This is a genomic window from Bosea sp. Tri-49, from assembly GCF_003952665.1.
Lineage (GTDB): Bacteria > Pseudomonadota > Alphaproteobacteria > Rhizobiales > Beijerinckiaceae > Allobosea.
Genome location: NZ_CP017946.1, coordinates 2247582 through 2267806, shown reverse-complemented (window position 1 = coordinate 2267806; position 20225 = coordinate 2247582). Strand labels below are relative to the sequence as shown.

The 20225-nt window shown below is 66.8% G+C and carries 24 protein-coding genes and 1 tRNA gene; 18 read left to right on the top strand and 7 right to left on the bottom strand.

The genetic code is table 11. From position 1 onward, the window contains the following. Positions 1-112: 112 nt before the first annotated feature. The 4 genes from BLM15_RS11240 (at position 113) to BLM15_RS11225 (ending at position 3089) form a co-directional block, all read left to right on the top strand. Complete coding sequence (locus BLM15_RS11240; protein WP_164547479.1) at positions 113-967, top strand: AraC family transcriptional regulator; 855 nt, start codon at positions 113-115, stop codon at positions 965-967. Then, on the top strand, positions 964-1617 hold the full coding sequence (locus BLM15_RS11235; protein WP_126112826.1) for a class I SAM-dependent methyltransferase: 654 nt from the start codon (positions 964-966) through the stop codon (positions 1615-1617). The genes BLM15_RS11240 and BLM15_RS11235 overlap by 4 nt, the downstream gene beginning before the upstream one ends. Then, positions 1614-2504, top strand: coding sequence for a DMT family transporter (locus tag BLM15_RS11230; RefSeq protein ID WP_126112825.1), 891 nt, complete (start codon positions 1614-1616; stop codon positions 2502-2504). Before BLM15_RS11235 ends, BLM15_RS11230 begins: the two co-directional genes overlap by 4 nt. Positions 2505-2585: 81 nt before the next feature. Beyond that, positions 2586-3089: a hypothetical protein gene (locus BLM15_RS11225; protein ID WP_126112824.1), complete on the top strand. Its 504-nt coding sequence runs from the start codon at positions 2586-2588 to the stop codon at positions 3087-3089. A gap of 62 nt (positions 3090-3151) precedes the next feature. Here the strand turns inward: BLM15_RS11225 and BLM15_RS11220 are convergent, their stop codons facing one another. Beyond that, the gene (locus BLM15_RS11220) at positions 3152-3544 is read right to left on the bottom strand and encodes a hypothetical protein (RefSeq protein WP_126112823.1); all 393 of its coding nucleotides are present in this window, start codon (positions 3542-3544) and stop codon (positions 3152-3154) included. A gap of 112 nt (positions 3545-3656) precedes the next feature. Further along, positions 3657-4610 (bottom strand): SDR family oxidoreductase, encoded by a 954-nt coding sequence (locus BLM15_RS11215; protein ID WP_206438662.1) that lies wholly within the window; start codon positions 4608-4610, stop codon positions 3657-3659. Positions 4611-4805: 195 nt separating this feature from the next. Between BLM15_RS11215 and BLM15_RS11210 the strand changes: the two genes are divergently transcribed. The 5 genes from BLM15_RS11210 (at position 4806) to BLM15_RS11190 (ending at position 8959) form a co-directional block, all read left to right on the top strand. Further along, positions 4806-6461, top strand: a complete 1656-nt coding sequence (locus BLM15_RS11210; RefSeq protein WP_126112821.1) for an FAD-binding dehydrogenase — start codon at positions 4806-4808, stop codon at positions 6459-6461. A 145-nt stretch (positions 6462-6606) separates the two neighbouring features. After that, on the top strand, positions 6607-7305 hold the full coding sequence (locus tag BLM15_RS11205) for a phosphatidylserine decarboxylase (RefSeq protein ID WP_126112820.1): 699 nt from the start codon (positions 6607-6609) through the stop codon (positions 7303-7305). A 168-nt stretch (positions 7306-7473) separates the two neighbouring features. After that, complete coding sequence (locus BLM15_RS11200; protein WP_126112819.1) at positions 7474-8337, top strand: CDP-alcohol phosphatidyltransferase family protein; 864 nt, start codon at positions 7474-7476, stop codon at positions 8335-8337. A 74-nt stretch (positions 8338-8411) separates the two neighbouring features. Next, on the top strand, positions 8412-8669 hold the full coding sequence (locus BLM15_RS11195; protein WP_193219489.1) for a type II toxin-antitoxin system ParD family antitoxin: 258 nt from the start codon (positions 8412-8414) through the stop codon (positions 8667-8669). Further along, positions 8666-8959 (top strand): type II toxin-antitoxin system RelE/ParE family toxin, encoded by a 294-nt coding sequence (locus tag BLM15_RS11190; protein ID WP_126112817.1) that lies wholly within the window; start codon positions 8666-8668, stop codon positions 8957-8959. The genes BLM15_RS11195 and BLM15_RS11190 overlap by 4 nt, the downstream gene beginning before the upstream one ends. 13 nt (positions 8960-8972) lie before the next feature. Here BLM15_RS11190 and BLM15_RS11185 read toward each other — a convergent pair whose 3' ends face one another. Beyond that, on the bottom strand, positions 8973-9353 hold the full coding sequence (locus tag BLM15_RS11185) for a hypothetical protein (RefSeq protein ID WP_126112816.1): 381 nt from the start codon (positions 9351-9353) through the stop codon (positions 8973-8975). Positions 9354-9634: 281 nt separating this feature from the next. Here BLM15_RS11185 and BLM15_RS11180 point away from each other — a divergent pair, with 281 nt between their 5' ends. The 5 genes from BLM15_RS11180 to BLM15_RS11160 all read left to right on the top strand — a co-directional run bounded on the left by BLM15_RS11180 (position 9635) and on the right by BLM15_RS11160 (position 13396). After that, positions 9635-10285, top strand: a complete 651-nt coding sequence (locus tag BLM15_RS11180) for a Maf-like protein (protein ID WP_126112815.1) — start codon at positions 9635-9637, stop codon at positions 10283-10285. 21 nt (positions 10286-10306) lie between these two features. Next, positions 10307-11734 (top strand): L-lactate permease, encoded by a 1428-nt coding sequence (locus tag BLM15_RS11175; protein ID WP_126112814.1) that lies wholly within the window; start codon positions 10307-10309, stop codon positions 11732-11734. A 126-nt stretch (positions 11735-11860) separates the two neighbouring features. Next, on the top strand, positions 11861-12685 hold the full coding sequence (locus tag BLM15_RS11170; RefSeq protein ID WP_126112813.1) for an SDR family NAD(P)-dependent oxidoreductase: 825 nt from the start codon (positions 11861-11863) through the stop codon (positions 12683-12685). Further along, positions 12675-12884, top strand: coding sequence for a DNA gyrase inhibitor YacG (gene yacG, locus BLM15_RS11165; protein ID WP_126112812.1), 210 nt, complete (start codon positions 12675-12677; stop codon positions 12882-12884). The genes BLM15_RS11170 and yacG overlap by 11 nt, the downstream gene beginning before the upstream one ends. Before the next feature lie 436 nt (positions 12885-13320). After that, a tRNA-Phe gene (locus BLM15_RS11160) sits at positions 13321-13396 on the top strand. Between the two features lie 134 nt (positions 13397-13530). On the opposite strand, the gene BLM15_RS32320 is transcribed toward BLM15_RS11160, so the two are convergent. Then, the gene (locus BLM15_RS32320; protein WP_442859439.1) at positions 13531-13692 is read right to left on the bottom strand and encodes a tyrosine-type recombinase/integrase; all 162 of its coding nucleotides are present in this window, start codon (positions 13690-13692) and stop codon (positions 13531-13533) included. Between BLM15_RS32320 and BLM15_RS31845 the strand changes: the two genes are divergently transcribed. Next, entirely contained in the window at positions 13642-14343 is a 702-nt protein-coding gene (locus BLM15_RS31845; RefSeq protein WP_126116140.1) for an SOS response-associated peptidase family protein, read from the top strand. The two genes, BLM15_RS32320 and BLM15_RS31845, sit on opposite strands and share 51 nt — an antisense overlap. Positions 14344-14535: 192 nt before the next feature. Here BLM15_RS31845 and BLM15_RS11145 read toward each other — a convergent pair whose 3' ends face one another. The 3 genes from BLM15_RS11145 to BLM15_RS11135 form a co-directional block, all read right to left on the bottom strand. After that, the gene (locus BLM15_RS11145; protein ID WP_126112811.1) at positions 14536-15588 is read right to left on the bottom strand and encodes a hypothetical protein; all 1053 of its coding nucleotides are present in this window, start codon (positions 15586-15588) and stop codon (positions 14536-14538) included. 134 nt (positions 15589-15722) lie between these two features. Continuing rightward, positions 15723-15902, bottom strand: a complete 180-nt coding sequence (locus BLM15_RS11140; RefSeq protein ID WP_126112810.1) for a hypothetical protein — start codon at positions 15900-15902, stop codon at positions 15723-15725. 314 nt (positions 15903-16216) lie between these two features. After that, the gene (locus BLM15_RS11135; protein WP_126112809.1) at positions 16217-16501 is read right to left on the bottom strand and encodes a hypothetical protein; all 285 of its coding nucleotides are present in this window, start codon (positions 16499-16501) and stop codon (positions 16217-16219) included. A 106-nt stretch (positions 16502-16607) separates the two neighbouring features. Between BLM15_RS11135 and BLM15_RS11130 the strand changes: the two genes are divergently transcribed. The 3 genes from BLM15_RS11130 (at position 16608) to BLM15_RS32190 (ending at position 19950) form a co-directional block, all read left to right on the top strand. Further along, positions 16608-17093: an MgtC/SapB family protein gene (locus tag BLM15_RS11130; protein WP_126112808.1), complete on the top strand. Its 486-nt coding sequence runs from the start codon at positions 16608-16610 to the stop codon at positions 17091-17093. Positions 17094-17412: 319 nt separating this feature from the next. Beyond that, the gene (locus BLM15_RS11125; RefSeq protein WP_126112807.1) at positions 17413-18039 is read left to right on the top strand and encodes a transglutaminase-like cysteine peptidase; all 627 of its coding nucleotides are present in this window, start codon (positions 17413-17415) and stop codon (positions 18037-18039) included. Between the two features lie 177 nt (positions 18040-18216). Then, positions 18217-19950, top strand: coding sequence for a hypothetical protein (locus tag BLM15_RS32190; protein ID WP_206438627.1), 1734 nt, complete (start codon positions 18217-18219; stop codon positions 19948-19950). Positions 19951-20225: the final 275 nt, after the last annotated feature.

Below are 20225 nucleotides of genomic sequence, written 5' to 3'. Positions count from 1 at the left end.
GCTCGCCAGCGTACGGCGGCACGTCGCGCGATGCCGGGGTTGTGGACGAACGATCAAGCGACGGGCTAAAGCCGATGATATGCACGGGGCTCTCACGGGGAGGAGCCGGGGCATGTCGCTTGCCGACAAGGCGCTTTGGGTGATCGAGCGTAATTCGGGCCGGGAACTGACACTCGGCTCGATCGCGGCAGCCTGCAACGTCTCACGCTCTCATCTGGCCAACGCCTTCGGAACCGCCAGCGGCTGGCCGGTGATGGCCTATCTCCGCGCTCGCAGGCTCAGCGAAGCCGCCAAGCGAATGGCCGCCGGCGCGCCCGACATCCTCTCCGTCGCGCTCGAATTCGGCTACGGCTCGCACGAGGCCTTCACGCGGGCCTTTCGCGACCAGTTCGGGACCACGCCGGAAGAGGTGCGCAACAGCGGCAGCGTGGGCCGGCTCGAGCTCGTCGCGCCGCTGCGGCTGACGAATGGCCGCGCGCGGACGCCGATCCCGGCCCTGCGGGAGCTGCGTCGGCTGCGCCTCGTCGGCCTGTCCGCGCCATGCTCGTACGAATCGGCGATCGGCATCCCCGCGCAATGGCAAGCGTTCATGTGCGACCATTATGCCGACATCGCCGACAAGGCCCCGGGAATACCGATCGGCGTCTGCCGTGCGCCGGACGAGGATGGCTGCTTCGAGTATATGTGCGCCGCCGAGGTCCGCTCGGTCTCCTCGCCCCGCAAGCCGCTCGCCGCTCTGGACGTCGAACCGGGGACCTGTGCGGTCTTCGACCATCGCGACCATGTCTCGACGATCTACGACACCTATACGGCGATCTGGAACGAGGCACTGCCTGCCGCGGGCCTCAACGCTGCGAACGGGCCCGTCCTCGAATTCCACAACGAAGCCTTCGACCCGGGCACCGGGCTTGGTGGGCTGACGATCTGGATCCCGTTGGAGCGCAGTGGGAACGGGAGTGCGACATGACAGCTTCGGATATGCCCAAGGAGAGCCGAGCGGCGAGCCGCTCGGCTTCCAACACATCGACGCTCGTCGGCTATGAAGGCTGCGCCGACGACTACGCGGAAACGACTGCGCCCAAGCCGGAGGCGGATGATCAGCCAGCGCTGGTCGAGCTGCTGAAAGCCGTCGAACGGGGAAGCCGCCTGCTCGAGATCGGCTCCGGCCCGGGCTGGGACGCCGACTGGCTGGAGGAGCGGGGGCTCGCCGTCAGGCGCACAGACGGAGCGGAATCCTTCGTGCATTTTCAGGCTTCGCGCGGCCGCCGGGCCGAGCGCCTCGACGTGATCAGCGATCCGCTTGACGGTCCTTATGACGGGGTCGTGGCGCTGCACGTGCTCCAGCATGTCGAGCGCGAGATTCTACCGTTGGTCTTCGCCAGGATCGCAGATGCGATCCGCGATGGCGGCGTCTTCCTGCTCGCGCTCCGGGAGGGGGAGGGCGAGAGCGTCGAAATCGGCTCGACGGGAAGCGAGTATTACGTCGCCCTGTGGCCGCGCTCCGAGATCATCGCCGCACTGGCCGCGCTCGGCCTCGGCTTGCTCTGGTCGCACTCGTTCGACGGTCGCGAGGGCCGCTGGCTGACCGCGTTGTTCAGGAAGGACATGTCGGAATGAGCCGGAAAGCCTTGCTGCTCTTCCTCGCCCTCGGCGTGATCTGGGGCGTGCCCTATCTGCTGATCAAGGTCGCACTCGTCGATTATCACCCGATCATCGTCGCCTTCGGCCGCGCCGCCATCGGAGCGCTGGTGCTGTTGCCGTTCGCCTTGCGCGGCAACGGCATCATGGCCGGTTTCCGCAAGCCGGGCTGGCTGATCCTGTTCACGCTCGCCGAGATCAGCGGTCCCTGGTTCCTGATCGGCTTCGCCGAGACGCGGGTCACGAGCTCGCTCGCGGGCCTGATCATTGCGCTGACGCCGATCATCGCCGCGATCCTGGGCGTCGTGCTCTCGCAGGAGCGGCTCGGGGCAGGGCGGCTCCTTGGCCTCGGCCTCGGTCTTGCCGGCGTCGCCGCGCTGCTCGGCTTCGACGAGCAGCCGGCCGAACTCTGGCCGGCGCTTGCGCTCGGCGCGAGCGCGCTCGGCTATGCGCTCGGTCCGATCATCGTGGCGCGCAAGCTCGCCGACGCCGACGACGGCGCGGTGGTCGTCGCCTCGCTCATCGTCGCTTCCGTCCTTTATCTGCCCTTCGTTCCCGCCTATTGGCCGGCGCGTTTCCCGCTGGATGCATCCCTCGCCGTGATCGCCCTGGCTGTCTTCTGCACGGCTCTGGCCTTCCAATTGCTGTTTGCGCTCATCGCCGAGGTCGGCGCGTCGCGCGCGACGGTCATCGCCTATCTCAATCCGGCCGTAGCGGTGCTTCTCGGTGTCACGGTGCTCGGCGAGCCGTTCTCCCTTGCCTTGCTGGCGGGTTTCGCACTGATCGTCGCCGGCTCTTATTTCTCCACAGCCCGGCGGCCAGAGCGCTCGGAGAGCGCAGCGTCGGTCATCGAGCCTTCCAGTTGAGAAAGCTTCTACAAAACCCTCGCCAGGATGGCCCAGGATTTGCCAGTATGGCGCACTGCATTTGAAGCGGGGGGCTTCATCATGTTCGTGCTCGATCCGACCACCTTGGTCGGTTTCCACACCTGGCTCAGCATCATCGCCATCGTCGCCGGGATCCCGATGACGGCGGCGCTGCTGAAGGGCCATCTCAGCCAGCGCTGGAACGGCGTCTATCTGTCGACTTCGGCCGCGACCGACATCACCGGCTACGTCTTTCCGTTCAGCGGTGTGCTGCCGTCGCATATCGTCGGGGCGATCTCGCTCGTCCTCCTGGCGATCGCCGCGGTGGCCCTCTACGGCAGGGGGCTGCAGGGAGGATGGCGACGTACTTACGCGATCACGGCGGTGCTCTCGTTTTACCTGCTGATCTTCGTGCTGATCGCGCAGCTCTTCCTCAAGGTGACCGTGCTGCACAATATGGCCCCGACGCAGAGCGAGCCGCCTTTCGCCATTGCCCAGGGCATCGTGCTCGCGATCTTCCTCGCCTTGACGGTGCTGGCGACGCGGCGCTTCGGCAACGGGGTCGCACCGCTGCGCTCGGTGTGAAACAAAAAAAGGGGCGGCCCGAAGGCCGCCCAGTTCTCGCCATGTCGTTCTTTCACGGCGCGTCAGCTGCGGTCGACGTCGACGATCTCGCCGCGCGCGTTGATTTCGACCCGCAACTCGTCGCCGCGCCTGTCGGAGCCGTCGATCACCCAGACATTGCCGCTCCAGCGGGCCTGTTCGATCTCGGCGACGCCGTTGCGGCGGGCGATCCTGATCGCCTCGCGCTGCGAGATCATCTCGTAGCGCGCGCCGTCATATCCGCCCCGATCATAGCCCCGGCGGACATCGTCCGGCTTGTAGGTGCCGCCGCGATAGGGCGCATTGTCCCAGTTGGTCGGGCCGCGCTCATCCTTCGGAATGCTGTTCTCTGGTCGCAGGTCGACGCCCTGCGCCATAGCCGCGGCCGACGACAGCGCAAGCGCGCCGGCGACCAGTCCAATCTTCAGCGGTTTCATCCTCATCCTCCAGGGTTGATGATGTGTCCTGAGGATTCAACCGCTGCGGCGAGGATGCGTTCCGAAGTCTTTCGTGACCATTCTGCGGCAAATATTTGATCCGCCCAATGATCTAGCCATGCCCGCCGATGATCGGCAGGATTTCGCCGGTGATGTAGCTGGAGCAGTGCGACGAGGCCAGGAAGACATAGGCGGGCGCAATCTCCTCTGGCTGCGCAGGGCGCTTCATCGGCACCTTCGAGCCGAATTCCGCCACCGCCTCGGCCGGCCGGTCCGACGGGTTGAGCGGCGTCCAGACCGGGCCGGGCGCGACCGCGTTGACCCGGATCCCGCGCGGCAGCAGATGTGCCGCCAGCGAGCGGGTGAAGGCATGGATGCCACCCTTGGTCGTGGCGTAGTCGATCAGCTCCTTGCTGCCCTCAAGGCCGACGACCGAGCCGGTATTGACGATCGCGCTGCCCTTTCCGAGATGCGGCAGCGCCGCCTGTGTCAGGTGGAAATAGCCGTGCAGGTTGGTACGGATCGTCGTGTCGAAATGCTCCTCGCTGAGATCTTCGAAGCGCGGCGCATGCACCTGGAAGGCGGCATTATTGACGAGGATGTCGAGCCCACCGAGCGCGTTCACCGTCTTCGCCACGGCATCGCGGCAGAAGCCTGAATCGCGGATGTCGCCGGAAATGGCGATGCCCTTGCGGCCTTCCTTTTCGATCGCTGTCAGGGTCTCTTGCGCATCCGCGTCCTCGCCGAGATGCAGGATCGCGACATCCGCCCCTTCGCGTGCGAACAGTACCGCGACCGCCCGGCCGATGCCGGAATCGCCGCCACTGATCAGCGCGGTCTTGCCCTGAAGCTTGCTTGAGCCCTTGTAGTAAGGTGCATCATACATCGGCGCCGGATCGAGCGCCGCCTCCGAGCCGGGCTTGGCCTGATGCTGGCGCTTGAACGGCGGCACGGGGTAGAGCCGCGCCCCGGCTTGCACCGCGCCATACTTCTTCTTCTGCGGCCGGGCATCGGCGCGGGCGATGTCCTTCTGAATGCGCCGCTGCTGCTTCGTTGCGGCCTTCACCGATTTCGGCAGCTTGTCGTCTTTTCGTTTCATGGCGGTCTTGGCCATCATCGCCTCCTTGCGCGCCTTCCCCGTTGCTTTCGGCAACGTGTCGTTCCCGCCCCGGTTCCGCGGCAGGCCGCATCCACGCCCTTGCGGTCCGGCGATTTCTCGGCAAGCTCAACCGCAACGGGAGTCCGGCGGCTGGGAGGGTGTATGGCGCTCGATGCGGATGTGGTCATCGTCGGCGCAGGCCTTGCCGGCCTCGTCGCTGCTGCCGAATTGGCCGGTGCCGGCTGCAAGGTGATCATCGTCGAGCAGGAGCCACGCGCTTCGCTCGGCGGGCAGGCGCACTGGTCCTTCGGCGGTCTCTTCCTGATCGATTCGCCCGAGCAGCGCCGCCTGCGGATCAGAGATTCGCTCGACCTCGCCCGGCAGGATTGGCTCGGCTCGGCCGGCTTCGATCGCGATGAAGATCACTGGCCGAGGGCATGGGCGGACGCTTATCTCGATTTCGCCTCGGGTGAGAAGCGCAGCTGGCTGCACCGGCAGGGCATGCGCTGGTTCCCGGTCGTCGGCTGGGCCGAGCGCGGCGGCTATCTCGCCACCGGCCACGGGAACTCCGTGCCGCGCTTCCATGTCACCTGGGGCACGGGCCCGGGCGTGCTCGAACCCTTCCTGCGCCGCGTCGCCGAAGCTGAGGCGAAGGGGCTGATCGAGCTGCGCTTCCGCCATCGCGTCATCGCCCTGACGCGCAGCGGCGGCGCTGTCGATGGCGTCGAAGGCGAGGTGCTGGAGGCCAGCGCAATCGATCGCGGGCAGGCGAGCTCGCGCGTCGTGGCTGGCGGCTTCGCGATCAAGGCGCAGGCCGTGATCGTCGCCTCCGGCGGCATCGGCGGCAATCACGATCTCGTCCGCCGCAACTGGCCGCAACGCCTTGGCGAGCCGCCGCAGAGGATGCTCTCCGGCGTGCCGGCTCATGTCGACGGCGCCATGCTCGCCGTGGCGGAGGCGGCCGGCGGCCGGCTGATCAATGGCGACCGGATGTGGCACTATGTCGAGGGCATCGCCAACTGGGCGCCGATCTGGCCGGCGCATGCGATCCGTATCCTGCCCGGCCCATCCTCGCTCTGGTTCGACGCGCGTGGGCGGCGCCTGCCGGTGCCGCTCTTTCCCGGCTTCGACACGCTCGGCACGCTGGAATATCTGCGCAAGACCGGCTTCGACCATTCCTGGTTCGTCACCAGCCGCAGCATCGTCGCCAAGGAATTCGCACTCTCCGGCTCCGAGCAGAACCCCGACCTCACCGGCAAGAGCTGGCGCCAGGTCATCCAGCGCGCTCGGGCCGGCATGCCGGCGCCGGTCCAGGCCTTTCTGGACAAGGGCGAGGACTTCATCGTCGAGCGCGACTTTCCCCGCATGGTCGCTCGCATGAACGAGCTCGGCGGTGCCGGTTTGATCGACGAGGCGCATCTGCGGGCGCAGATCGAAGCGCGCGACCGCGATGCCGACAATCCCTATGGCAAGGACCTGCAGGTCACGGCGTTGCGAGGCGCCCGCGCCTATCTCGGCGATCGGCTGATCCGCACTGCCAAGCCGCATCGCATCCTCGATCCGGCCCATGGCCCTCTGGTCGCGGTCCGCCTCAACATCCTGACGCGCAAATCGCTGGGCGGGCTGATGACCGATCTCTCGGCGCGGGTATTGGGCGCAGACGGCGAGCCGGTGCCCGGCCTCTATGCGGTCGGCGAAGCCGCCGGCTTCGGCGGCGGCGGCCTGCACGGCTATCGTGCGCTCGAAGGCACTTTCCTCGGCGGCTGCATCTTCTCGGGGAGGGTCGCAGGCAGGGCGGCGGCGAAGGCGGTTCGGTAGGATCGATTGTCGCGCCATCCCCGCACCTCTTTCGCAAAAGCCCGCAAAAGCCTAAACAGCTACGCCGTCTTGCGGCCTCAACCCCGCCGCGAAGGCGCTGCCAGATGCGCGCGCCGCGCCAACAAGAGCAACAGGACTAACGCCCATGTCTCTCGTCGACTCCGTCCGCCGGACGATCGTGCCGATCCACAAGGAAGGCTATGTCTTCATCGCCATCGGCGTGGTGGCGACGCTGGTGCTCGGCCAGCTCTGGGCCCCCTTCGGCTGGATCGGCACGCTGATCACGCTGTGGATCTGCTATTTCTTCCGCGATCCCGTCCGCATCGTGCCGCAGCGCGAGGGGCTGGTGATCTCGCCGGCCGATGGCCGCATCAGCCAGGTCGCCACCGCCGTGCCGCCGCCGGAGCTGGAGCTGCCGGCCGAGCCGATGACGCGCATCTCGGTGTTCATGAATGTCTTCGACTGCCATGTGAACCGCAGCCCGGTCGCCGGCCGCCTGCTCAAGATGGCCTATACGCCCGGCCTCTTCCTCAATGCCGAGCTCGACAAGGCGAGCGAGGACAATGAGCGCAATGCTCTCGCGATCGAGACGCCGGCCGGCACCATCGCCGTCGTCCAGATCGCCGGGTTGATCGCCCGCCGCATCGTGCCCTTCGTCAAGGAGGGCGATCCGCTTGGGCAGGGCGAGCGCTTCGGCCTGATCCGCTTTGGCTCGCGCGTCGACGTCTACCTGCCGCAGGGCGTCGTCCCGCTGGTCGGCGAGGGCCAGACCGCGATCGCCGGCGAGACCGTGCTCGCGGATTTTTCGGGCAACGACGTTGGACGGGCGTTCCGGGGGATCTGAGTTAAAGCCGTCATTCTCGGGCGGAGCGAAGCGCAGACCCGAGAATCTCGTGACAGGAAGGCAATGCCGCCCACTGGTCCTGAGATGCTCGGGTCAAGCCCGAGCATGACGCTATGCGCTTCGCCGCCACGCTAGCCTCCCGCCCCAAAACCACGTATTCCGGCTGGTATGAGCGACCTCTTTCCTCCTTTCGAGCCTGAGCGCGTCGAATCGAAGCGCACCCGCTTCAAGGCGATCCCGTTCCGGCTGATCGCGCCCAATGTCGTGACGCTGATCGCCCTTTGCCTCGGCCTGACCGCGATGCGGCTCGCTGTCGACGGCAAGTTCGAATCGGCGACGATCTGCATCCTCGTCGCAGCCCTGCTCGATGGCATCGACGGCCGCCTCGCACGCTTGCTCAAGGGCACCTCGCGTTTCGGCGCCGAGCTCGATTCGCTCTCGGATTTCGTCTGCTTCGGCGTCGCCACCGGTTTCGTGCTCTGGACCTTCGTCCTGCACGATCTGCGCTCCTTCGGCTGGATCATCGTGCTGACGCTGGCCTGCGCCATGGCGCTCAGGCTGGCGCGCTTCAACGTGATGATCGACGATCCGAACCGGCCGGAATGGCAGAAGAACTTCTTCGTCGGCATGCCGGCCCCGGCCGGCGCGATCACCGCCATGCTGCCTTTCTACCTGGAGTTCGTCGGCATGCCGGTGCGGGAGTATGGCGCTCCCTTCGTCGGCCTCTACATCCTGTTCATCGCCTTCCTGACGATCTCGCGCATCCCCTGTTATGCCGGCAAGACGCTCGGCACCCGCGTTCCGCGCGACCAGGTGCTACCGATCTTCGTTGCCGTCGTCGTCATCGCCGGCCTGCTCTTCGCCTATCCGTTCGAGATGCTGGCGCTGGTCGTCGCTGCCTATCTCGCGCTGATTCCGGTCAGCGTTGCGCGCTACCGCAGGCTGGAGCGCGAGCATGCGGCGGCCATGCCTGCCAGCGTTGCGGCTGCCGAGCCGGCGGGCATAGCCGAAGAGGCTCCGCCGCAGGCGTGATCGGCCTGAGTGTCTTATGCGTTCTTGTGAGGAATTGTGAGACACCCTATATTATCGGCATGAAATCCGACAATATGCGTCCCTTGACCATCTCGCTCTCGCCCCAACAGCTCGCGCGCCTGAGCAAGGCGGTCGAGAGCGGCGCCTATGCCTCGAACAGCGAGGTCCTTCGCGATGCGTTGCGACTCTGGGAGCAGCGCGAAGAGTTGCGGGAACTCGAGCTCGCCCGGCTGAAACAGGCCTACGAGGAGGGTTTGGCGAGCGGCGAACCGATCGAACTGAGTCTCGATGATCTGCTGTCACGCTTCCGCGCCAAGGCGGCTGGCCGATGACGAAAAAGGTTCGCTACACGCCGCGCGCGGAAGCGGACCTTTTTGAAATCTGGGTTGCCGTGGCGAAGGATAGCGAGCGAGCAGCAGATGCGCTGATCACCCGGATCGTCGACAAGATCGAGTTGGCCGCGGAAGTGCCCTATATGGGCGTCGCGCGGCCAACGCTCGGATCGCGAGCCCGCATTCTGATCGAAGGCCGCTACGTCGTCATTTACCAGCCCGGGCCGCCGGCACTATCGGTGGTTGCCGTGGTGCACGGCAGAAGCGACCCGGAAACCTGGCTGAGCTGAGCCGCGGCCTGCGCTACCGAGACCGCTTCGCCAGCCGGCTGGCATTGGCGCGGGTGCGCCGCGAGAACGGCTCCAGCGTGCTGTGGACGGCCTTGGCCGTCGCTTCGCCGAGCCCGTTCGGCGTCAGCGGGTTGAACGCCATACTCCACCAGAACAGTGTCGCGGCATGGCCGATGGCGAAGCTGCTCTCGGCCATGGCCGCGGCCTTCTCGACCACGGCCTTGCTGGCCTCGCGCTGGCCCCTGGCGTCGCCGAGCGCGCCCTTGGCCAGGATCGGCATCCGCATGGCGATGGTGAGCCCGGCATCGACCTGCATCGCGACCATCTGGGCGAGGACGCTTTGCGCGTCCGCCGCCAGCGCGACGGTCGAGGCAGATCCAGTTCGTGACGCCATGGCGAAAGCTCTCCGGTGACGAGAAGGGGGCCGTGTAGGCCGAGCCTTGCGGGTCGCCGCCACGCCCGCTTGTCTGATGTGGCAAGCTAAACGGATTAGTGCAATCCGGAACCATGCATGGCGACGCTCAAATTCTACGCATTGCACAGGAGATGCAGCCACCCCATGCGCGAACGGCAGGACAACCGGGTGGCCGGCTCCCGAGGAGAGGGCTTGGGATATTCCGCAACTGGCTCTAAAGCCTTGCGGGAAATCGTCCCGGACGCGCAGCGAGCCGACACTTGAATCTCTTCAGCTCCCAGAAGCCGCCGGGCTGGCGGCCCAAGCTGGTCCTGGCCTCGGCCTCGCCGCGGCGCCTGGCCTTGCTCGAACAGGCCGGCCTCAAGCCCGACGCGCTGCTGCCCTCCGACCTTGACGAGAGCCCGCTCAAGGGCGAGCGCCCGCGCGACCTTGCCCGCCGGCTCGCCCGCGCCAAGGCCGAGGCCGGGCTCGCCGGGCTGAAAGGTCGGCCCGATCTCGACGGCGCCTATATCCTCGCCGCCGACACCGTCGTCGCGGTCGGCCGCCGCATCCTGCCCAAGGCCGAGATCGTCGACGAGGCGGCCGCGTGCCTGCGCCTGCTCTCAGGCCGGGCGCACCGGGTCTATACCGGCGTCGCGCTGGCGACGCCGTCCGGCACGATCCGCGAGCGCATCGTCGAGACGCGGCTGCGCTTCAAGCGTCTCTCCAGCGAGGACATCGAGAACTACCTCGCCTCGGGCGAATGGCGCGGCAAGGCGGGGGCCTATGCCATCCAGGGCATTGCCGGCTCCTTCGTGGTCAAGCTCGTCGGTTCCTATACCGGCGTGGTCGGCCTGCCGCTCTACGAGACCGTCAACCTGCTCGGCGGCGAGGGCTTCCCGATCCGCCTCGGCTGGCTGAATGTCGGCTGAGCGAGCGCAAGCCAGACGATCATGATCCTGGTCTGGCTCTCGCCGCTGATCCTCTTCCTCGGCTTGATCCTGTCCGGTCGCTCGGCGCTCATCGCAGGGCTGGTCGGCACGCTCTGCGCCGCGCTCGTCGCCTATATCGCTGGCCCCAACCACCCGGACGCAGCTGCGATCATCCGGCATTTCGCCGCCGGAGCCTGGATCGGCCTGCCGGCGACATTGGTCATCGTTGCCGGGCTCGCCTTCTCGCTCAGCCTGGAGAAGGTTAGCAACGATGCCGACCCGCCCCAGCCCGAACATGGCGCGCTCGCCGAGGCCTGCCTGCTGCGCGGCCCCTTCCTGGAAACCGCGACCGGCTTCGGCGTCGGCTATGTCGTCGCCGTTTCCGGCGCTCGCCGCCTCGGCGTCGACAAGGCGTCGGCACTGGCGCTCGCCACCTTCAGCCAGATCCTGGTGCCCTGGGGCGCGCTCGGCATCGGCACCAGGATCAGCGCCGACATCGCCGGAGTCTCGCTCGCGGCGCTGATCTGGCGGATCGCGCTGGCGACGGCGCTGCTTGGCGCGGTGCTGCTGCCATTGTTCTGGCGGCTGTCGCGGCAGGCTGGCCTGTCACCCGCGCTCGCCGACCGTCTCGAATGGGCCGGCCTGATCGCGCTGCTGATGGCCCTGCTCGTCGCAGCCAATCTCACTCTGCCGCTGGAACTCGCCGCCATCGCGGCGCTGGCGCCGGTCATGCTGCTGCGCTTCCTGCGGGTCAGGGGCTGGGCCGGGCTCGACCGGGCGCTGCTTGCGCGCCTTGCGCCCTATATCGCGCTGGTCGTAGCGCTCGCGCTGATGCGGCTAGTGCTGGTGATCCATGACTGGCTGGAGACCCCGTCCTTCAAGCCCTTCGCCGACGCCTCGGCTTTCGCGCCGCTGCTCTCGCCGGCTTTGCCGCTGATCGTCATCGCGCTCGTCGTCGCCATCAGCCGGGGCGGGGCAAGACAGGCGTCGGCGTTGATGACATTGACGCTGCAGCGCTCGGGGCGCGCGGCGCTGCTGACCTTCCTGCTCGTCGGCATGGCCTGGATCATGGTCGGCTCCGGCCTTGCCGGCGGCATCGGCCTTGCCGTCAGCAGCGTGCTCGGCTCCTGGTCCGCCGGGATCGTCCCGGTTGCCGGCGCGCTCGGCGGCTATCTCACCGGCTCCAACACCGGCGCCGGCGCCGTCTCGATGCCGCTCGCCACCGCGCTCGTCCCGGCCGGCGAGGCGAGGCTCCTGGTGATCGCCGCCGCGGTCGTCGCCGGCAGCCTGCTCACCGCGGTCAGCCCGGTCCGCGTCACCATGGGCCAGGTCCTGATCAAGGCGACGACGGCCGAGACCGGGCAGGCGATGCGCTCGCTCTGGCCCTGGTTCGCGCTGGTCGTGGGTTTCACGGTCGCCATCGCGCTCATGACCGCGCAGCTCGCCTGAGGCCGGGCGCCGGAGCGCATGCCGGCTTGCATGCCATGCGCTTGCTCCGGCCGCCGCGAGTGCCGATGGTGGCGCCATCGCGAGAGCGCCGACAGCGAACGGGCGCGCAGGGCAGGGAACACCGGAATGGCTGGACGTCTTCAAGGCAAGGTCGCGATCGTCGCGGGCGCGGGCTCGATCGGCCCGGGCTGGGGCAATGGCAAGGCGACCGCGACCGTGTTCGCCCGCGAAGGCGCCAAGGTCGTCTGCGCCGACCGCAACCTCGAAGCCGCCGAGGAGACCGCCAGCATCATCAAGGGCGAGGGCGGCGAGGCCTTCGCGATCCGCACCGACGTCACCAGCCAGGACGATCTCGCCGCGCTCGTCGAGGCGACGCTCAAGGCCTATGGCCGCATCGACGTGCTCGACAACAATGTCGGTATCGCCGAGGTCGGCAGCGTCGTCGACCTGCCGCTCGAAACCTGGGAGCGCGTCTTCAAGGTCAACCTGACCGGCTGCTTCCTGGCGATGAAGCACGTCATCCCGGTGATGCAGCGCCAGTTCGCCGAGGGCGGGCAGGGCGGCTCGATCATCAACATCTCGTCGATCGCCTCGATCCGCCACACCGGCGTGCCCTATGCCAGCTATGGCGCCAGCAAGGCGGCGATGAACCAGCTCACCCGCACCACCGCGGCGCAATACGCCCCCGAGAAGATCCGCGTGAACGCCGTGCTGCCCGGGCTGATGAAGACGCCGATGGTCGAGCATTCGGCCGGGCTCGCCCAGTCCTATGGCAAGGGCGACGTCGCGGCGATGTGGGCGGCGCGCGACCGGCAGGTTCCGATGGGCCATATGGGCGAGGCCTGGGACGTGGCCTGGGCAGCGCTCTTTCTCGCCAGCGACGAAGCGCGCTATGTCACCGGCATCGAGCTTCCAGTCGATGGCGGAGTGACCTTGCAATATGGCGCCTGAACAACCCGAGAATCCTGCCCCGCCTTCGCGGCCCTGCCCGATCTGCGGCAAGCCGGCTGTGCAGCGCTTCAAGCCGTTCTGCTCGTCCCGCTGCTCTGACATCGACCTCGGCCGCTGGCTCAAGGGCAATTACGTGATTCCGGGCGAGCCGGTGGAAGAGGCCGAGGACGTGCCGATGCGGCGGGCCGAGGACGACTAATGGAAAGGCCCGGCGCTTCCCTTGCGGGAGGACGCCGGGCCGTTCACTGACCGCCGCGCGACGGGTCAGGTACTTTCCGGTGGGCTCATCGCCCTGAATTCCGCCTGCCGCGCGATCGAGCCACCGGTACATCCGCGGCTTGCTCCAGATCGGCGGTAGGCACGGCGCCGTCACCGGCGCCGCCGCATCAACCCGGCCGCATCGCTTTGGTTCCAGGCTTTGTTCGCGCCGGAAGGACGGCCGCGCCCGCGACCTGCCGGATCGGCGGCGCCATCCGCTTTGGCGCAGCAAAATGGCCCCGCAGCTCGCGGTTTTGAAGCCTGCGCAGCCTCGGATGAAAATTTCACGCTGGCCGGATCGTTTGTCGGCTGGACAGCCCGTGCCCGCCGCTCTATATCGCCTCCCACCAACCGAAGCGCAGCGCGCTTCGCGGGACGCCCAGGTAGCTCAGTTGGTAGAGCATGCGACTGAAAATCGCAGTGTCGCTGGTTCGATTCCAGCCCTGGGCACCATTCATTCAAAATCCTTCAACATTTTCAGTGCTTTGGGTTAGGTTTGCAAATTAGGTTTGCGAGCCGGATGTTCCACCTTTGGCCGCTGAGACTTTCCCGATCGCGCTCTCCGCAAGCGTCGTACGAGAGATCGCCTAGGTATACCGCTGAACTTCGTTCAAGCTCTTGTGGCCAGTGATTGACGCGATTTCGTGTGCGGTGCAGCCGGCTTCAGCCAGCCGCCGGGCTGCAGCTTTCCGAATGCCATGCGTCACGCAGCGCTCTGGAAGACCCGCGGCGTCGATCGCGTCAGCCATCCAATTGCCGAAGCCCTTTTCGGTGAAGGGGTGGCCGAATTCGGTCAGAACCATCGTCCCGACATCGAGACGAAACGCGTCCAAGCTCGGTTCCAAGTCTGGGTGCCGATGGATCATCAGATCGGCTCCGGTCTTGACCTGCTTCACCCGCATTTTGCTGTTGCGGATGTGCAGAGCTGGCCCACCGAGAGATCGCGAAGCATGTCCCTGCCGGCGGCGCGCGTAGCCACTGTCGGCTCGACCGGCACCACAACCGCCTCCGCTCCCTCGACAGTGAGGCGCGAGCCCTCCGCCTCCTTCGCCGGGATCTGGGCGCCGCAATGGACCAGCGTGCGCAAGGTCAGGACGGGCGAGGAGACGATCGACCTCTTCGCCTTTTTGACGACCGGGCCGAACGCCGAAGTGACGCCCATCCACCCCAAGGCGATGCCGGTGATACTGACGACCCCAGAAGAGTGCGAGACCTGGATGACGGCGCCATGGGAGCAGGAGCGGACGCTACAGCGGCCGCTGCACGATGGAGCGCTCGCGGTCGTCGCGCGCGGGTTGAAGAGCGACGAAGTGGAAACCCTGATTTCGCGGGAGTCAGCGGATAGCTCGTCTAGTGCAATGATCATAATCGAGGGGGAGGATACCAGTGAAGAGGTTTGATCGCTGGGACATCTCCTTGATCGCTAATGCAAGCGGAAGCGGCACGGTCACTACCTGCTCGCCGAATTCCGCCCGAATCTCTTTCAAGGCGAGTGACTTTTGAGCAGACAGCACCAGATCGATAATTCGATCGATCTTAACGTCCACAACGTAGTTTTCTTCGCCGGCCATACCATCCTCCTGCTTTGGGTTTCAATCAGTAAGGCGTTCCGCTTGAGCCCGACGGGCTCGAATTGTGGCTTCAGCCAATTCGTTGTCTTGGGATCTCCTGAGGTCTTTGAGAGCAAGTGTAGTGACTATGTCCGTTATGCGTTCGCCTGGTGCAGCGCGAGGAATGTCGCCAGACAATCTCAACTCGGCTATTGTAGCAGGCACGACTGGGGCTTCTGGGGGTAACTTGAGCACCACCGTAAGCTTGTGAATGTCATTCCTAGAGTTGCTGTTAGAGAATCCCGTTTTTGTTATGCGGCCGCCATACGGTCTCGGTGCAATAGCAAGACTAGCCGTAGCGCCTCCGGACAGTTGTGTCGTAAACTCCATTCTGCGCAGGGTAGTCGGAAACCGAGACTCGGCTGGCACGTCGGCGGGGCCAACGAGGTTCGCGGATTGGTTCAGATTTAAGAATGTCCCGACAATTTCATCTAAACCGAGGGATCCGGTTATAGGATAGATAAGCTTTGGGTTTTTCTGTTCTGCAAGTGTTGTGCGCGTGAAGCCTCCGTCACGACAGTATCCATCGTGGGTGTATCGCACAAGATTCTCGAATACATCTGATAATCTGAACTGTATGAAATTGTCTCTTACTAACTTGGATCCAGCGTTTCCACCTAAGCTCGCTGCTCCGTTAGAGAAATTGCGTAGCGCATCAACGGTTAGTCCAATTTCATTCACCTCCGACATATCGAACTGAAAATCATACACAACTACGGCATGATTGTATCGTTCCAAGACAGCCAGCGTTTTGGGATCAACTCTGTAGGTTTTTAGATGTGTGTTGAGATCGCGCCAGCTCAATTTTCCGTCGATGAGGTTCTGTGCGAGCTCCGCATACCTTGGATATTCGTCAACTCTTTCTTTTCTTGAGAGCGAGCCGACGATAAAACCTCGGACCGAGTCGCGGAGTTCGCAACGAGTCTTGGCTACAATCCGAATAATATCGAACCCCGTGAAGTCGCCGGGCATCGGTACTGACGAGCAGGCTCCAAATAGAGCAGTGCCCGCGATCGCAATTATCGCGCGGCGCATTATTCCCCCCAATCGGCATTTTCAATGCTCGTTTGAGTTGAAGCTGAACGACCTCTCAACGAGAGTCAACGGTTCATTAACTTTAATGGCGAAAGTCTAGCTCTTCAGCTCCGCGTATCGTTTACTTCGCCGGATCAGCGGCCGGCGCGCCACGCACAGCGCATACGTTCCATCAGCCACTTTGCGCCGGTCATGGCATCGCACTCAGGCTGCCGCCCGTCTTCGATGTACGCGCAGCCGTCCGGGCAAGACCGCGAAACGGCCATTGCCTGAACGACCCGGTCCTCCTGCGCCTTCATCAGCCTCTCAGACATCGGACGCTCCCCGGGGTGCGGGGATTGGTCCTGTGCCAGCCGGAAACGGGAATTGGTACGCGCGTAAAGATGAAGGTCTTCACTGGCCCAGGTTTATCTCTGATCCGGCTCTGTTCCCCTGGCGCAGTTGTGCCCCCACAACTCATCGCTGTGAGAGGCGGGTACGCTTCGACATGTGGGCCGAGATCGATCTTTTAGCGGCCCGGCAGATAAGGGACGGGTGGCTGCTGCACTGCCGTTAGGATGCATTATCTCTGTGAGCGTCGCGCCATCTCTGTGAGAGCCGCGCCTTCTTCGGCCACCAATCTCGCCCTTCACCCCAGCCGCCGATCACGCTCCTCAACTATCCGCTCCACAACCTCCCGATACTCCGCAAGCAGCTCCTGCAGCGGCCCGATATCCCGGAACGCCCGCTGGTCCTGCTCTTCCTCGCCTTGCTCTTCCCAGGCGGTGATCGCCTCGTCGGCGGCGGCGAGATGATCGGCTGACGGGGAGGGTGGTGGCGGGGCGCCGGCCTCCTCGACAAGTCGTAGGGCGATCTGGCGGCGCAGCTCGTCTGCGCGTTGGAGCATCGGCTCGAGCCGGTCGGTGTAGGGCATCTCTCGAACCTTGCTTTGCCAATCCGGACGGACAAGCCGCTCGCGGCAACACCTCGCTCCTTCGCGCGTTGACGCCCGGTGATCAATCGCTGCGGGGGAGAGTGGCATGAACTTCGGGACCATGAGTTTCGATATCTGGGGCGAGATCGATCTTCTGCTGCGCCTGCTGGCCGGGATGGCGGCCGGGATCGTCGTCGGCTGGGAGCGCACCGGCAAGCAGCAGGCGGCCGGCATCCGCACCTTCGGGCTCGTCGGCCTCGGCACCGCCGCCGCGGCGACGATCTTCAGCCAGCCGCATGAGATCGACGCTGCCAGCCGCGTCGTGCAGGGGCTCCTCACCGGCATCGGCTTTCTGGGCGCCGGCGTCATCGTGCTGCGCGAGGGCCATACCACGCCGCAGGGCCTGACCACGGCGGCGGCGATCTGGGTCACCGCGGCGCTGGGCTGCGCCGCGGGGCTCGGCGACCATGCGATCGTGCTCTCGGCGACGGTGCTCGGCCTGGGTTTGTTGATCGTCGATCATTCGATCGAGCGCCGGGCAGGGCGGCCAGCGCCGTCCGCTGGGGGCAGCGGCGACGAGGGAGTCGGCTGATCCTGTTGAAAACCGCCGCGTCGGCGATCCGATTTGGTCGCCGAGAAGCCGCTGGTTTTCGCGAGTGAAACCTGGTCGTTGACGCGAACAGCTCACTTCGCGCGCGAAGGCGCGCGTTGCGGCGTTCTGCTCGCGGGGGGCGTTTTCAGCCTTGGCTGACCCGCCGGGATTCGGCGCAGCATTCATGCTGGCCGTGCGAATCTCCTGCGCTTTCTCATCACAGAATTGCCTTCTTTCTTAAGCAAAGGCCCCCATCCTTCGACCTGCCGTTCCCGCGATCTCCCCCTGCAAGGCGGACCATGACGATGTGGTTTCGACCATGACGACGCCTGCCTTAGTCGCGACATGGGCCATAGGCGTCGCGCTGCTCGCCGGAGTCCTGCCAGGCTCTGCCCGGGCCGAGCAGCTTGCGGCAAGGACGCGCGGGTCGGCTTCGCCACCGCCGGCTTTCGTCAATTTCTGTGCGAAGAACCCGGCGGAATGTCGCCGGTCCGGGGCCGTGACGCGGCAGGTTGCCCTGACCCCGGAGCGCCAGCGTGACCTTCAGGAGGTCAATGCGCGGGTGAACTCCGCGATATCGGAGATATCCGACCGGGAGCATCATGGCCGCGAGGATGTCTGGAGCATCCCGACCGATGGGCGGGGCGACTGCGAGGATTTTGCGCTGCTGAAGCGCAGGCAGCTGATCGAGCGTGGCTGGCCGTCCTCGACCCTGCTGATCGCGGTCGTCGGCACGCCTTCGGGCGAGGGCCACGCGGTGCTGATGGCCGCGACCTCCGAAGGCGATCTCGTCCTCGACAACAAGACCTCCCGCCTCCTGCCCTGGACGCAAACCGGGTACATGTTCTTCACCCGCATGTCGCAGGCCAATCCGCGCGCCTGGGAAGCGATCGATGGCGGCACCATCGCCGTGACCGCTGCGACCAGGCAGCCATATCGGCCCTGAGAGGGCCGATCGTCACGTATGCCGGTTCCGGGAAGTCGGGACATGTGAGGGCGTGCTCGCTTTGGTGTACGTCGGCTGCCCGCCGGGACCATCGTTCTGCATGGAGAGCAGATGATCCGATCAGACTGGTGTGCAGCCTGATCGGATAAGTGTCCGGGCTCAACGGCTGCTGCCGCCGTGACCGCCGCCGCCGTTGCCGCCACCGCCCTGGCCGCCACCGCCGTGGCCGCCACCGCCGTGACCACCGCCACCATGGCCGCCGCCGCCGTGACCGCCACCGCCATGGCCGCCGCCGCCATGACCACCGCCACCGTGACCACCGCCACCGTGGCCGCCGCCGCCATGACCGCCACCACCGTGGCCGCCACCGCCATGACCACCGCCGCCGTGGCCGCCGCCACCATGACCACCGCCGTGACCACCGCCACCGTGACCACCGCCACCGTGGCCGCCGCCGCCATGACCGCCACCACCGTGGCCGCCACCGCCATGACCACCGCCGCCGTGGCCGCCGCCACCATGACCACCGCCGCCGTGACCACCGCCGCCGTGACCGCCACCACCGTGGCCGCCACCGCCATGACCGCCGCCCTGGCCACCGCCACCGCCGCCCTGACCGCCGCCGCCCTGACCGCCACCGCCATGACCACCGCCGCCGTGACCGCCACCACCGTGGCCACCGCCACCTTGACCGCCGCCCTGGCCACCGCCACCGCCGCCCTGACCACCGCCACCCTGGCCGCCACCGCCGCCTTGGCCGCCGCCGCCCTGACCGCCACCGCCGCCGCCTTGGCCACCGCCGCCGCCCTGACCGCCGCCACCCTGGCCGCCGCCGCCCTGACCACCGCCACCCTGGCCGCCACCGCCCTGACCACCGCCACCCTGGCCGCCACCGCCGCCTTGGCCGCCGCCGCCCTGACCGCCGCCACCCTGGCCGCCACCGCCCTGACCGCCGCCACCCTGGCCGCCGCCGCCCTGACCGCCGCCACCCTGGCCGCCGCCGCCCTGACCACCGCCACCCTGGCCGCCACCGCCCTGACCACCGCCACCCTGGCCGCCACCGCCGCCTTGGCCGCCGCCGCCCTGACCGCCGCCACCCTGGCCACCGCCGCCCTGACCGCCACCGCCGCCGCCTTGGCCTCCGCCGCCGCCGCCTTGGCCACCGCCGCCGCCGCCCTGACCGCCGCCGCCGCCGCCCTGACCGCCGCCACCGCCGCCTTGGCCACCGCCGCCGCCGCCCTGACCGCCGCCGCCGCCGCCCTGACCGCCGCCACCGCCGCCTTGGCCACCGCCGCCGCCGCCCTGACCGCCGCCGCCGCCGCCTTGGTCACCGCCGCCGCCCTGACCGCCGCCGCCGCCGCCCTGACCGCCGCCACCGCCGCCTTGGCCACCGCCGCCGCCGCCGCCCTGACCGCCGCCACCGCTGCCCTGGCCACCGCCGCCACTCTGGCCGCCACTGCCGCTGCCGCCGCTATTCGAGTTGCCTGCCGAACTGCCGCCCGTGGCGTTTCCTGCACTGCCGCTGGAACCTTCACCACCGTTGCGGTCGCTGCCACCGGAGTTCGCGGCGCCACCCGAAGACAAGGCTCCCGTCGTCAATGGCGGGCACATCCAGTATTGGGCGCCGCCCTGCTGAACCAGGGAGCACGCGGCATTGGGCGCGCGCGTGCGCCTGCCATTGGTGGAAACGGCGTTGTAGTATTCGACATTGCCGGCCGCGGCGCCCTGAGGCGCGGGGGCGGGTGTGCCGATCGACGCTGTTGCCAGTGGCGGGCATGCCCACAGCATCTCGTTGCCATATTGTCCGATGATGCAATCCCGGCTCGGCGCCCGTGTCCTGCGGCCGTTTGGGGATACGGCGTTGTAGTATCGCACCCCACCGGCATCTGCGAGGCTCGGTCCTGGCGCTGAGGCTGTGCTCGGGCGGAACGGGTTGTTGCGCGCCGCCGGATCGCATTCCCACAGCCATTTGTTTCCGATGAGCTTGCGTTCGCAGGCTCCGTGGGGCCGTGGTGTCGGGGTGCCGTTGATTGAGAGGCCCTCATGATATTCAGGCCACGGGCCGGCTCCTTGCGCATAAGCAAAGGTCGACGTAGTCGCGAGAAGTCCCGCAATAAAGATCTTGCTCTGCAGGTATCGCATGACGTGCCTCCCGCCCGGGAAGCCAGTAGCTGCCCAGCGCAAAA

What these genes read in the sequence shown, in the direction of transcription:
- BLM15_RS11195 (WP_193219489.1), top strand. Translation starts at nt 8,412, where the DNA reads ATGCGTCCCTTGACCATCTCGCTCTCGCCCCAACAGCTCGCGCGCCTG.
- BLM15_RS11200 (WP_126112819.1), top strand. Translation starts at nt 7,474, where the DNA reads ATGAGCGACCTCTTTCCTCCTTTCGAGCCTGAGCGCGTCGAATCGAAG.
- BLM15_RS11235 (WP_126112826.1), top strand. Translation starts at nt 964, where the DNA reads ATGACAGCTTCGGATATGCCCAAGGAGAGCCGAGCGGCGAGCCGCTCG.
- BLM15_RS11185 (WP_126112816.1), bottom strand. Translation starts at nt 9,353, where the DNA reads ATGGCGTCACGAACTGGATCTGCCTCGACCGTCGCGCTGGCGGCGGAC.
- BLM15_RS11170 (WP_126112813.1), top strand. Translation starts at nt 11,861, where the DNA reads ATGGCTGGACGTCTTCAAGGCAAGGTCGCGATCGTCGCGGGCGCGGGC.
- BLM15_RS11225 (WP_126112824.1), top strand. Translation starts at nt 2,586, where the DNA reads ATGTTCGTGCTCGATCCGACCACCTTGGTCGGTTTCCACACCTGGCTC.
- BLM15_RS11145 (WP_126112811.1), bottom strand. Translation starts at nt 15,588, where the DNA reads ATGCGCCGCGCGATAATTGCGATCGCGGGCACTGCTCTATTTGGAGCC.
- BLM15_RS11205 (WP_126112820.1), top strand. Translation starts at nt 6,607, where the DNA reads ATGTCTCTCGTCGACTCCGTCCGCCGGACGATCGTGCCGATCCACAAG.
- BLM15_RS11230 (WP_126112825.1), top strand. Translation starts at nt 1,614, where the DNA reads ATGAGCCGGAAAGCCTTGCTGCTCTTCCTCGCCCTCGGCGTGATCTGG.
- yacG (WP_126112812.1), top strand. Translation starts at nt 12,675, where the DNA reads ATGGCGCCTGAACAACCCGAGAATCCTGCCCCGCCTTCGCGGCCCTGC.
- BLM15_RS11125 (WP_126112807.1), top strand. Translation starts at nt 17,413, where the DNA reads ATGACGACGCCTGCCTTAGTCGCGACATGGGCCATAGGCGTCGCGCTG.
- BLM15_RS11130 (WP_126112808.1), top strand. Translation starts at nt 16,608, where the DNA reads ATGAACTTCGGGACCATGAGTTTCGATATCTGGGGCGAGATCGATCTT.
- BLM15_RS11175 (WP_126112814.1), top strand. Translation starts at nt 10,307, where the DNA reads ATGATCCTGGTCTGGCTCTCGCCGCTGATCCTCTTCCTCGGCTTGATC.
- BLM15_RS31845 (WP_126116140.1), top strand. Translation starts at nt 13,642, where the DNA reads ATGCGTCACGCAGCGCTCTGGAAGACCCGCGGCGTCGATCGCGTCAGC.
- BLM15_RS11190 (WP_126112817.1), top strand. Translation starts at nt 8,666, where the DNA reads ATGACGAAAAAGGTTCGCTACACGCCGCGCGCGGAAGCGGACCTTTTT.
- BLM15_RS11240 (WP_164547479.1), top strand. Translation starts at nt 113, where the DNA reads ATGTCGCTTGCCGACAAGGCGCTTTGGGTGATCGAGCGTAATTCGGGC.
- BLM15_RS11220 (WP_126112823.1), bottom strand. Translation starts at nt 3,544, where the DNA reads ATGAAACCGCTGAAGATTGGACTGGTCGCCGGCGCGCTTGCGCTGTCG.
- BLM15_RS11210 (WP_126112821.1), top strand. Translation starts at nt 4,806, where the DNA reads ATGGCGCTCGATGCGGATGTGGTCATCGTCGGCGCAGGCCTTGCCGGC.
- BLM15_RS11140 (WP_126112810.1), bottom strand. Translation starts at nt 15,902, where the DNA reads ATGTCTGAGAGGCTGATGAAGGCGCAGGAGGACCGGGTCGTTCAGGCA.
- BLM15_RS32320 (WP_442859439.1), bottom strand. Translation starts at nt 13,692, where the DNA reads ATGGCTGACGCGATCGACGCCGCGGGTCTTCCAGAGCGCTGCGTGACG.
- BLM15_RS11135 (WP_126112809.1), bottom strand. Translation starts at nt 16,501, where the DNA reads ATGCCCTACACCGACCGGCTCGAGCCGATGCTCCAACGCGCAGACGAG.